Here is an 11,622-nt window from a genome sequence, read left to right as displayed (position 1 = left end):
GCGGCGTGAAAACAACTTATTTTCGTGATTTCTATTTGCTTAATCCCGGGAGTGAGCCGCAGAAACGGATAATTCGTCATGCTTATGTTATTGTCCATGAGCGTCGGATAATTCATTGCGGGGAAGATAGGGAAGCGGCTGAAAAATGTTGGTCGTCTTTGCAACTGCAGTTCGCTGCAAATATGCAGATATATGAAGGATACGGCAAAAAATTACTTTTGCCGGCCTTCATTAATTGTCATACACATTTAGTAATGTCGCTGTTTCGCAATTCAGCTGATGACCAAAACTTACATGATTGGCTTTTTCAAACGATTTTTCCTTTGGAAAACAAGTTGAGAGAACGAGATTATCGAATAGGTACACAATTAGCTTGCTTAGAATTGATTAAAAACGGTATTGCTGCTACTTTTGATATGTATGCCGGACCGGATTTGAGTATACCGGAAGTCATGCGCGCCGGTTTGCGTTATTTACCGGGAATTGATGATAAAGTCAGAGATAAGGATTTCAAGGCTTCTATTGACAAAAATATTATTGCAAAAATGCAGGATTTGGCGCAGACTTACCCGCAGGAGCAGCTGAAGTTGACTTATATGATACATTCCATTTATTTGTATCAAGAGGATTTCTTTCCGCAGGCAGCCGATTATTTGGCATCTAATCCGCAATTGCTTTTGCAAATGCATTTGTGCGAGACACAGAAAGAATATAGCGATTGTCTCAAAAGATTCGGCAAAAGTCCCGTTAAACAAATGGATGAATTCCGTTTGCTGGGTAAAGGAACAGTGGCGGCGCATTGTGTTGTTTTGACGGATGAAGATCGTGAGATATTGGCCAAGCGACAGGTGACGGTTGTGCATAATCCGACTTCAAATTTGAAGTTGGGTAGCGGTATTGCCGATATTAAAGCTCTTTTGCAGAAGAAGATTAGAGTTTGTCTGGGAAGCGACGGAGCGGCGAGCAATAATAATTTGAATCTTTATAGTGAGATGAAATTGGCAGCTTTATTGGCTAAAGGGCAATATCGGAGAGCCGATATTATAACTGCTTTTGATGTTTTGCAGATGGCTACTTGCAACGGCTATATGGCTGCAGGTCTGGGAGCCGGTGTAATTAAAGAGGGGGAGCTTGCGGATATTCAGGTTGTGAATCTTGACAGTGTTAATACTTTCCCGATTAATGATTTGGCCGCTGCCGTTGTTTATTCGTTGCAGACAGAACAGGTAGAGTCGTTGATGGTTTTGGGGCAATTCGTTTATTACAAGAAAGAATATTTGACTTTGGATGTAGAAAAAATAAAATACGAGGCGGCTAAGTGTGTCGATTTTTTGCACAGTGATGTTCAAGTCGACTAGAATTCGGCGTCAGAAAATATTTGTGCAATCAAGTTAAAGTTTAGTATAATAAAGATAGCATTTCATTTTTGGGGATGTAAAGGCTTCGACAGGGTTGTTGAAGTTGGAATAGCGGGTAGAGGATGCGCGTTGGCCTCTTAAAAAAACGGGCAAAAAATTTAGTTGCAAAAACTAATAGAGTAGCTGTAGCTGCGTAAGCTCGGCCACAGATTCGATGAATCTGCTAGTTGAATATCTGTGTTAGTCAGCAGACCTTGAAAGTCGGAGGTTAAATTTTCCCATTTCAAGCTAAGCTTTGCCCTTGAAATTATTATGAAGCTACTTTTGTCAGCGATTGTTCAACGTCTAACTGATGAAGGGAATTTTTAAAGTTTGAACTGCACCCGGAGAAGTTCCGACTAAGATGATTTTGGACACGAGTTCGATTCTCGTCATCTCCATTGTTTAATTGTAGCGGCAGAGTCGCTCCCGGCTCTGCTGTTTTATATTTGTTGTTATTAAAATGCAATTTTTACTGAAAGTGCTTTTTGGTGCTTCATTTACTTGCTCTCTGATATATTTTACAAAAAAGACATTGAATTCATAAATTATTGTATATAATAACCTTGTCAAATGGAACGAAAGAGGTTAAAAGATGATAGATAGGACGAAAATTTCGGCACTTCTAAGCGGAGTAATTTATTTTACTTCCGTTTTCTATCCTTTAACTTCTTTGGCGGCTGCTAACGGCGGCAACGATGCTGACGGTTCTAAGGGCGTTAACGGTAATAGAGCAGGGCAAGTACGTCCGGTTGTGCTTGATTCACCACAAACTCCTTATAACGGTCAGGATAAGACAAAACCTGTGATTATCGGTGCTAGCGGTCAAGACGGGCAGATAGGCGGGCAAGCTGCACCAAGCGGTAACTCGAATGATAACTTGAGCGGTAATTCCGACGGTAATTTGAGCATTACCCCGAACAGTAACTCTAGCACTAACCCAAGCGGCAACTTAGGTAATGTCCCGAACGTTAACCCTAGCGACAACAAATTAACGGATAAAGACAAGCAAGTGCAGGCGCAGAAGCCGGGAAATTCTACTGCTGCGGGTGAAAACCGGAATTTGAAGCGAAACAGACGTGATTTGACGAGCACATCCTTAAATAATGATAATTATTTACCAGAGGGGGATGGTCGCATGTTGTTATTTGCCGCTGAGCAGCCGGGTGAAAGCAGGGCGAATTTTTCCGGAAACGGTAATTTCCAAAATTACGGTTCGGGCATTGCTTGGGATAAGAATTATACTGTATTTGCCGGAAGCAGTCCGGAACAATTGGAAAATGCCAAGCAGGCTTTTAATATTGAAAGAGTAATTGATTATAAGAATAGAACAATTACCTGGAAAGTTACTGTTTATAATAACGGTCGGAACAAAGGCGCTGAAATATCTTTTTGGCTGCCCAGCAAGCAAGGTCATGTGCAGAGTGTGGAGTATTCCGATGACGGCTTGAGCTTTAAACCGATTGCCACCAAATGGTCGAGTAATAATATAGAAAGCTATAGAACAAGTTCAGATTTTTATAATAAAGGAGCGTACGGAGATCCTAATAATATAGTAAAATTGAAAAAACCCCACAAATTCACGCATATAGTTGAAAAATGGGTTTATGGTCCTTTGGAAAAATCTGCCGGTGCCAACAATCCTGTTATTGAATCCTTGAAATGGCAATTTGATAAAGGTGAAATCGGCCAATATTATTCTTTGGCGCGCGCAGGAATTGCGCGCAATAGCAAGTATGTGTTCAAGTTTGTGACCAAGCATGAAAGTTATGAAAATTTGGCGCAGTTGCCCTTCGGTGTAGACTGGAGTGATAGAGGGGCTGCTATTGAGGCTAATTGGCAACATCGGTATATGTTTGTCGGCCCTTTCGGTGGGGCGTCCCGGCATAGATTGCAAACTCCGCCGATGACTTATGTAGAGGATACGGAGCATTTGAAAGTAGATGAAAAAAAAGAAGTGTTAAACAAAATTTATAATACTACGTTGGCTTACTATAAAAATAAGGGTAGTGATCCGAGAAAATCCGGTTATCCTGAAGGTGATCCGTTCCTGGTTGCCCAAGAAGAATATGAACGGGCAACGAAAGAATTGGAAGAAGCCAAAAATAACAGCAGAATATTGATCAAAGACAACGGAGCCTGTGAAGTTACCTGGAAAGACGGGACTAAAAGTTATCTTAACAATGTTGAAGATTACATCGCCAAGCTGGTACCGGGTATGGAGAAAGATTATGAAATGAAAGTTGATCCGCCTTATCAGGAGGTTAATGAGCACGAACCTATTAAAGATATTAAAGTTTCTCTAGGTGGTAAGGAAATAGAGCTTAATACGCCTGAGGGCTATATTTTTGATAAACCTAAACTGCCTGCAGGCTTGAAGTTTGATGCTTCGGACCCTTTCGACAGCTTAAGCGATTGGGTAATTACAGGCACGATTACGGAAAAAATTGATTGGGATAAAGAAGGTAAGAATTATAAAGATTATACTATTAAGGTAAGAGGTTATCCAGATTATAATAACGATAATCATATCTATGTTTCTGCTACTGTTTATATCAGAGTTAAGCGTGATATTTCCCAGATTCCTGTCGGGGTACAGACAACGGCGAATGGCAGCGGATATAAATTCTTGTTGCTGTTGGCCGGAGCCGGCTTGCTGACAAGTTCAATTCAGCGAAAGCAGAGGGAAAGAGAGGCTGAGTGATGTTGTATAAAATCGGCGGTAAGAGGGGACGGGATCGACCGCAGGCGAAAGATCCGGTTATCCAAGCACTTTTGAAATTTCTTTTCAAGTTGGTGACAATACTTTTGTTGCTGGTGTTGGTGTTTAAGTTCGTGTTCGGTATTTATCGGGTAAATGATACGGCGATGGTTCCGAATGTTAACCCGGGAGATTTGATTTTCTATTATCGCTTGGATAAGAAGTATTTTGTCGGTGATACTGTTGTTTACAATTTCAAAGGGCAGACGAAACTGGCCAGAATTGTGGCGTTGCCGGGAGATAAGGTGGATGTTGATGAGCACGGTTTGAAAGTTAACGGGTCTCGTCAATATGAGCCGAAGATTTTCAAGGAGACGCAGGCTTTCAAAGATGGTGTGAGTTTCCCTTTGCAGTTGGGGACGGATGAAGTCTTTGTATTGGCCGATAATCGGGATAAGGCTGCTGATTCCCGCCTCTTCGGAGCTCTTAAACGCAGTCAGATTAGTGGTAAGATATTCAACCTGATTCGTAGTCGGGGAATATAATAGTAAATAAAATAAAAGGATAGAAGGAAGAAAAAATGAAAAAGTCATTTAATTTGAAAAAGTCGCTGGCGTTGGTGCTGGCGTTGGGTTTCTCAGCCTCATGTCTGGTTCAGGTGCAAGCAGGTCCCGGTCCGCGGCCGCCTGTTCGTCAAAACCCAATACAGACAGTAGAACTTAAGATTAAAAAAGTTCTTAATTTGCCGAGTGTTGATGTTAAGACACCGGAAGTGGAGTTTAAGTTTAAGTTTGAGCAACACAGCTTCAACGCAAAAGAAGATCAGAAGGCTAAATGTCCTGCTATTGGTGATCAGAGTGTAAAATATGCAGCTAAAGAAACTGAAGCTGCTGATGACAAAGATGCTAAGAAAAATGGTGTTCAGCTCATCCAAACAACAGGAGATGCCTTAAAAGGGGTTGATTTTACTGAAGCCGGTCAGTATACTTATAAGGTTACCGAAGAAGAGAAAACTTTAACAGGTTTGGTTTGCTCTAAAGCTGAGTATTTAGTTTCTATTTTTGTTAAAACCAAAGCAGATAACAAATTTACTGTTGACAATATCCAAATTAAAAAGACTAAGGATGATAAGGGTCAGGCTGTAACTGAACAAAAGACTCAATATGACGGTTCAACTGATGAAAGTAACAAATTTGAGTTTGACAATAATTATGATCCTAAAGCCGGTAATGATAATCCTACCGGTACGGACATAACAAACGAGGATAAAAAAGGTTTTGTCTTGAAAAAGAAAGTTGCAGGAGAAGCAGGTAAGGTAAATGCTAATGAACCGTTTACTTTTAACTTTACTGTAAGTAAGCCTGCCGGATCGAATGCTGCAGATACAGCTTTCGATTATAAGATTGTTAACGCACAAGGCGTCGCCGGAGATAAAAAAACAGCAAATTACGGAACACCTTTTGATGTGGTATTGCATCACGGTGATAGAGTTGTTTTTGCTAACGTTTTACTCGGTTCAATGGTTAAAGCTAAAGAAACTATAGATGCCGGTTATACGCATAGCCTCGAAGGCAGTAAGATGAATAATGTTGCTGTTACTAATGTAACTGATATTGAAGATACAGGTAAAAACATCGGTGATAAGGGCGACAACTCCATCATCTTCGTCAACACCCAACAAACACCTACCGGTATCTTATTGAACAGCTTACCGTTCATTGTCTTGGCTTTAGTAGCCTTGGCCGGTATCGTCTTCTTTGTGAAAAACCGTAAACACGACGATTTGGAAGCTTAATTAAAAGGAGTGCAGCATGAAGAAAAGCGCTTTGCCGCCCTTACATACTGCCACGGCAGACGATTGCAGCCTGAAAATGCCCTTAACGGACTCTCAGGCTGCTGCGCCTGTTAAACCTCGATTAACAGAAAAACAAAAACGGCAAATCAGACTAATCAGAAAAGCCTCCGGCGTTTTAGATTATTTTATCCTGTTAATATCTCTGGCCGCCCTCTTCATCGGTATGTATGCTTTCTGGGATACCAATCAAGTGATGAGCATCGCCGATAGTGAAGAATATGCCATGTATAAACCGGACAGCACGAGCAAGCTGTCTTTCAACGAGTTGCAACAACTTAATCCGGATGTTTGCGCCTGGTTGGAAGTTTACGGCACTGAAATAGACTATCCGGTAGTACAGGGAAAAGATAACTCGGAGTATCTGAACAAAACGGTTCTGGGCACTTTTTCCACCGCCGGCAGCATATTTTTGGATAATCGCAACACTCGTGATTTCAGCGATGCCAAGAATATACTTTACGGCCATTACATGGCGGAGCGAAAAATGTTCGGCGATCTGGAATTATTTCAGGATGAGAAATTTTTCCAAACGCACAAATACGGCCTTTTGCAACGCGAGAAATTACCGAGCCTGGGTATTGAATTTATCGCTTTTTTCCGAACCGTAGGGACGGATCAAATGGTCTTATCACCTGCTAAAGCCTTGACGAATCCGCAGGAACTGTTGGACTACATTTACGCCAAAGCTACATACAAACGTGAATTGGACAGCCGACAGAAACCGCATCTGCTGATTATGGACACTTGCGATTTTTCCATCACAAACGGTCGTCATATATTAGTAGGACAGTTGACAGATCAAACACAAGTGAATACATTTAATACCGGTAAGGTCAAAAAAGGCAATAACTTTTCCCGCTATTTGAGCAAAGTTAAAAGCAAAGACCTTTTACCGGCAGTGCTGGGAATTTGGCTATTGCTCGGAGCGGCTCTGATCATATCCGCAATTTGCCGGAGAGAGCAACAACGACGAAAGGAGAAAAAGTTGAATGAAGCAAGATAAACGAAAATTGCGTTATTTAATGTGTCTGCTTTTATGTCTGCAACTTTGGTTGACCGACCTTTGTCTGCCTGAAGCTGCTGCTGTCGGCTTGAACAATTCTCTTAAAGTACGTCAAATTATCTCGATTAACAGCGATTACAGCAAACCGCATGAAGTATTCAATTATGCTTTAAGTCCAAGCAAGGAAAGCCCCGCAGCTCCTTTACCGGAGAATGCCCGACAGGAATATATTTTCGGTCTGTACGGAGATGAGGAACGCAGCCTTGACTTACGATTTTCTCAAGTCGGGACATATGTTTATGAACTTAGACAGTTGCCGAGCGATAACAAATATGTGCAACAGGATTTTTCCGTATACACAATTACAATTAGAGTTGTCAATACTGTAAGGGGGTTGGAAGCTGAAGTTTCCATGATTTTGAATCAGGATAAGCAGAAAACGGATCAGCTGACTTACCATAATCATTATGAAATGCCCAATCCCGGAGGAAGCGGCAGCATTGGCGATAATGAGGATAATTCTACGGATAAGCAAGAACCGGCCATTCAAAGCATCGCGAAAAAAATCGGATTGTTATCCAAAACAGGTAATATCCGTTCCGTCTATGAATATGTCGGCGTCGTGCTCATCATTTCAGGTTTATTCTTATTTTTGCTTTACAGAAAGAGAGAAGCTGAAGCTCAAAAAGTTGATGATTAAGTGCTGACGGCACTTTCACAGCAAATAATGGACCCTCTTCATCAGATAACTGCTGAGGAGGGTATTTTTGTGCTTGCAGTCATCTTTGAGTCTATTGCGGCGATATAGGCGTGCGAAAAAATGATTAGCATCATTTTAACCGCGACATAAAAAGAAAAAATATAATATATTATTTCCATACTAACTAGTCGGTACAATATTTTATTCAAGGAGAATCGGTATGGCAAAAGAAAAGGTCAAAATTGCCGTAGCAGCTTTGCGTGTGTTGGAAGGCTGGGGAGTAGATACAATTTACGGAATACCTTCAGGTACATTGAGTTCTTTTATGGACGCCTTGGAGGCGGAAAAAGACAGAATCGAATTTATTCAGGTCAAGCATGAAGAAGTCGGCGCAATGGCGGCAGTGATGCAAAGTAAGTGGCGAGGCAAGTTGGCAGTTTGTGTAGGTTCCGGCGGACCGGGTGCTTCACATTTAATTAACGGTTTATATGACGCTGCTATGGATAATACCCCGGTAATAGCAATCTTAGGCTCAAGGCCGCATCGTGAACTTAATTTGGATGCTTTCCAGGAGCTTAACCAAAATCCGATGTTTGACCATATTGCCGTCTTCAACAAACGGGTAGCTTATGCCGAACAATTGCCGAAATTAATGGACGAGGCTGCCAGACAGGCTATAAGCAAACGCGGCGTTGCGGTTATCGAAGTACCGACTGATTTCGGGTATCAGGAAATAGGAATCGATGAGTTCTATACTTCCGGTCATAATTACCGTGCTTACAAATCAGCTCCTTTAGATGAAAAAGATGTTTCTGACGCCGTAGAATTGCTGAAACAGGCGAAACGTCCTGTAATTTACGTTGGTGTCGGTACAGTGGGCCACGGAGATAAAGTACAGGCTTTAGCTGAAAAAATCAAAGCACCGGTAATTACCACCGGTAAAAATTATGAGACAATCGAATGGAATTTTAAGGCCCATTTAGGTTCAGCTTATCGAGTCGGCTGGAAACCGGCGAATGAAGCTATTTTAGAAGCCGACACAGTACTATTTATCGGTTGTAATTTCCCCTTTGCCGAAGCTGATAGAACTTTCCGCAACATCAAACATTTCATTCAGGTAGATAATAATCCTGCCATGCTCGGTAAACGTCATGCCTGTGATGTAGCGATTTTAGGCGATGCAGGCGAAGCTTTGACAGCTTTCCTGAAGCTTATGCCGACTGTAGAAGAAAATGCCTGGTGGCGTGCCAACTTGAAAAATGTGCAGAACTGGCGCGAGTATATGGACAAGTTGGAAGGTAAAACAAGCGGTCCTTTGCAGTTCTATCAAGTTTATAACGCAATTAACAAGTATGCCGAAGAAGACGCTATTTTCTCAGTTGATGTCGGCAATTCTACCCAAACATCAGTCAGACACTTACATATGACTCCGAAAAACATGTGGCGTACCTCACCTTTATTTGCTACCATGGGTATTGCTCTGCCCGGCGGTATTGCCGCTAAACATACCTATCCTGAACGGCAGGTGTGGAATTTGATGGGTGACGGCGCTTTCTCTATGACTTATCCTGATGTTGTGACTAATGTGCGTTACAACTTGCCGGTAATAAATATTGTCTTTTCTAATAACGAGTACGCGTTTATCAAGAATAAGTATGAAGATACCAACCGGACAACATTCGGTACTGATTTTGTTGACGTCGATTACGCTCTTGTTGGTAAAGCTCAGGGTGCTTTAGGATATACTGTCAGAAGAATTGAAGAAATTGATGCTGTTATGCAGGAAGCAGTTGCTGCCGTGAAAAATGGTAAGACAGTTGTAGTTGACTGCAAAATCACGCAGAATCGTCCTTTACCGGTAGAGACGGGAACTTTGAAGTTGGATGAAAAACTTTACAGTGCCGCAGAAATTCAGGCTTATAAGGACAAGTATGAAGCACAAAATCTCGTGCCTTTCCGCACCTATTTGGAAGAAGAAGGCTTAAATTCGCAGTATATTAAGTAATTGAGATTATACAACTATACTGCTGCATTGCCCGTAACACTGTTAAAGTGTTGCGGGATTTTTTTACTTTGAAGCCGGAGCAGATCAGCTCAAGCGGTCAAGCGGGAAAGGCTTTGATTTTGCAAGTCACGGACGCATAATAGTAAGCTTGCAGAAGGCGAATGATCTCGGCGAGAAACAATTAATTTGAAAATTGCTTTTTCTTTGTCGGAGAAATTCTCAAAGTGTAAATGTGTGTTTACTAAAGCTTCTTATGTATTTTTATAAAAAGCATTGCTTAACTGTAGTAAAAGTAGAAAAATGCGTATTTTTAAGTAAATAAAAGTTAACACTAAATGCTTTAAGCTTGCAATAATATTCTGTATTTAATAGAAAGACGCTTGCTTTACCGTTAGGTTTTGTGCATATTGACTAAATAAAATCAGCACGCTTTAATAATTGATAGAACACGTATGATTGCAACGTGAGGGAGATTAGAGCATGAAAAAATTAATATCGGAAGTATTACTTAAAACAGGAGGAATTCAATGGGTGATAAGATAAAAAAATTTTTGATGATACTTGCAGTAATATTTGTTGTAGTGGTATTGATACAACTTATATTTTTTAGCGTTAATATAAATAAACCAAGCATTAATAATCGGAGTGATGTTATTCAGGTTGACAAGAGCGATAAGTAAGTTATTTAAAGAGGTGTAAGAACGGCGATTGAGCATATGTATAGAGTAATTGCTGTTGGTAAAAATTAAATAGGAGGTATAATGGAAAAATCAAGGATATGAAGTTGATAGAATGAATTTTATGTATTCTATAAAGGTTAGTTCTATGATTAAGATAATGGTGTTGCTTTTTGCAACACTATTATCCTTGATTGCTTGCTCTAATAAAAATATCAATGAAAATAAAAAATAGATATAGAAAATTCTAAGTATATAGTTTCACTTTCAAGAGCTAGAGAACCATATTCAAAGTTATTGTTTTTAAACAGTGATGGAAAGCTCATTAAAAGCTATAATTATAAAGGATATAGCATTAATTCAATTAATTACTTTGAAGAAAAATTATTTTTAACTTCTAATAGGTTGAATAAACATTATATAAAGAAGGGGAAATGCAGGTATATTCTAATGCAAATGAGCAAAGAAATAACAAATATTTAGCATCGTGGTTTACTAGAACCGGAGAGAAAACACTTATTGAAACGATTAACATTGGAAGCGTTAATAGCAAATATTTAAGTAGTATAATTTATTCTTATGAAGGTGAAAAAAAGCACTGTTTATTAGAAAATCAATATTTAAATAATGCAGCAGATAAATTCAACAAAATTTTTGTGGAGTCTTATAGTGAAAATGACCAAAAAAATGGCATTACAATTATAGATAAAGACAGTGGAAAAATAGAAAAAAGAGTAAATTTTAAAAATGCTTTTACTTCATCCGGTAGACAACTGATAGATCATAATAATAATTTGGTTACTTATGGCAATAATGACTTGAATAATTTTCCTCAAAAAGAGGCACAATCAGCAATTGGCGTTTTGAATTGCAAAACATACGAAACAACTGAATATTTATTTGAAAACGAAAAAATAATTTTTTCATATATACACAATAACAATATATATTATCACGGACAGTAATAGGATGTATATATTTAATGATAAATTGAAACCGTTGGCCAAAAAAGATATAGCGTATAAAACTTTTTTTGAGTATTTTACTAATAACGATTATACTATTAGAAAAATTTTGAATAATAACAAAGTAATATCTGTTCTGTATACTTCAAAAAAATTTGATCCGGAAAATTTAGGGTTTATTGTAGAATACAACTCTGAAGATATTAGCGTATTGAATAAATTTGATATAACTCTAAAGGCTGAAAAAAAGTGGCTGGGAGAGGTAGTTGATTTCATAAAATTAGATTAGTTGTAAATACAGATGCTCAAGAAACTCGCT

10 protein-coding genes and 1 other RNA gene are annotated in these 11,622 nt (G+C 39.4%); all 11 read left to right on the top strand.

Annotated features, from left to right (window positions below):
• Nucleotides 1-5 precede the first annotated feature (5 nt).
• The 11 genes from PYS60_RS04160 to PYS60_RS04110 all read left to right on the top strand — a co-directional run bounded on the left by PYS60_RS04160 (nt 6) and on the right by PYS60_RS04110 (nt 11,592).
• Nucleotides 6-1,358, top strand: coding sequence for an amidohydrolase family protein (locus PYS60_RS04160; RefSeq protein ID WP_315567937.1), 1,353 nt, complete (start codon nt 6-8; stop codon nt 1,356-1,358).
• A gap of 70 nt (nt 1,359-1,428) precedes the next feature.
• Nucleotides 1,429-1,801: a transfer-messenger RNA gene (gene ssrA / locus PYS60_RS04155) on the top strand.
• Nucleotides 1,802-1,992: 191 nt separating this feature from the next.
• Complete coding sequence (locus tag PYS60_RS04150) at nt 1,993-4,101, top strand: hypothetical protein (protein ID WP_315567936.1); 2,109 nt, start codon at nt 1,993-1,995, stop codon at nt 4,099-4,101.
• On the top strand, nt 4,101-4,643 hold the full coding sequence (gene lepB / locus PYS60_RS04145) for a signal peptidase I (RefSeq protein WP_315570838.1): 543 nt from the start codon (nt 4,101-4,103) through the stop codon (nt 4,641-4,643). The genes PYS60_RS04150 and lepB overlap by 1 nt, the downstream gene beginning before the upstream one ends.
• A gap of 35 nt (nt 4,644-4,678) precedes the next feature.
• Entirely contained in the window at nt 4,679-5,893 is a 1,215-nt protein-coding gene (locus PYS60_RS04140) for a QVPTGV class sortase B protein-sorting domain-containing protein (protein WP_315567934.1), read from the top strand.
• A 16-nt stretch (nt 5,894-5,909) separates the two neighbouring features.
• Nucleotides 5,910-6,956 carry a class B sortase gene (gene srtB, locus PYS60_RS04135; protein ID WP_315567932.1) on the top strand — a complete coding sequence of 349 codons (1,047 nt, stop codon included), beginning with the start codon at nt 5,910-5,912 and terminating at the stop codon, nt 6,954-6,956.
• The gene (locus tag PYS60_RS04130) at nt 6,943-7,656 is read left to right on the top strand and encodes a Spy0128 family protein (protein WP_315567930.1); all 714 of its coding nucleotides are present in this window, start codon (nt 6,943-6,945) and stop codon (nt 7,654-7,656) included. Before srtB ends, PYS60_RS04130 begins: the two co-directional genes overlap by 14 nt.
• A 220-nt stretch (nt 7,657-7,876) precedes the next feature.
• The gene (spxB, locus tag PYS60_RS04125; RefSeq protein WP_315567929.1) at nt 7,877-9,661 is read left to right on the top strand and encodes a pyruvate oxidase; all 1,785 of its coding nucleotides are present in this window, start codon (nt 7,877-7,879) and stop codon (nt 9,659-9,661) included.
• Between the two features lie 527 nt (nt 9,662-10,188).
• Nucleotides 10,189-10,341 carry a hypothetical protein gene (locus PYS60_RS04120; protein ID WP_315567927.1) on the top strand — a complete coding sequence of 51 codons (153 nt, stop codon included), beginning with the start codon at nt 10,189-10,191 and terminating at the stop codon, nt 10,339-10,341.
• A 431-nt stretch (nt 10,342-10,772) separates the two neighbouring features.
• Nucleotides 10,773-11,303, top strand: coding sequence for a hypothetical protein (locus PYS60_RS04115; protein WP_315567925.1), 531 nt, complete (start codon nt 10,773-10,775; stop codon nt 11,301-11,303).
• A gap of 4 nt (nt 11,304-11,307) precedes the next feature.
• Nucleotides 11,308-11,592: a hypothetical protein gene (locus PYS60_RS04110; RefSeq protein WP_315567923.1), complete on the top strand. Its 285-nt coding sequence runs from the start codon at nt 11,308-11,310 to the stop codon at nt 11,590-11,592.
• The last annotated feature ends 30 nt before the right edge of the window (nt 11,593-11,622 follow it).

It is taken from the genome of Amygdalobacter indicium (genome assembly GCF_029101545.1).
Classification (GTDB): Bacteria; Bacillota; Clostridia; order Saccharofermentanales; family Fastidiosipilaceae; genus Amygdalobacter; species Amygdalobacter indicium.
The sequence above is the reverse complement of the archived record's forward strand: the minus strand, read 5'-3'. Positions and strand labels throughout refer to the sequence as shown.

Coding starts and splice junctions, on each gene's coding strand:
- PYS60_RS04150 (WP_315567936.1), top strand. CDS start 1,993: ATGATAGATAGGACGAAAATTTCGGCACTTCTAAGCGGAGTAATTTAT.
- lepB (WP_315570838.1), top strand. CDS start 4,101: ATGTTGTATAAAATCGGCGGTAAGAGGGGACGGGATCGACCGCAGGCG.
- PYS60_RS04140 (WP_315567934.1), top strand. CDS start 4,679: ATGAAAAAGTCATTTAATTTGAAAAAGTCGCTGGCGTTGGTGCTGGCG.
- srtB (WP_315567932.1), top strand. CDS start 5,910: ATGAAGAAAAGCGCTTTGCCGCCCTTACATACTGCCACGGCAGACGAT.
- PYS60_RS04130 (WP_315567930.1), top strand. CDS start 6,943: ATGAAGCAAGATAAACGAAAATTGCGTTATTTAATGTGTCTGCTTTTA.
- spxB (WP_315567929.1), top strand. CDS start 7,877: ATGGCAAAAGAAAAGGTCAAAATTGCCGTAGCAGCTTTGCGTGTGTTG.
- PYS60_RS04120 (WP_315567927.1), top strand. CDS start 10,189: ATGGGTGATAAGATAAAAAAATTTTTGATGATACTTGCAGTAATATTT.
- PYS60_RS04115 (WP_315567925.1), top strand. CDS start 10,773: ATGCAGGTATATTCTAATGCAAATGAGCAAAGAAATAACAAATATTTA.
- PYS60_RS04110 (WP_315567923.1), top strand. CDS start 11,308: ATGTATATATTTAATGATAAATTGAAACCGTTGGCCAAAAAAGATATA.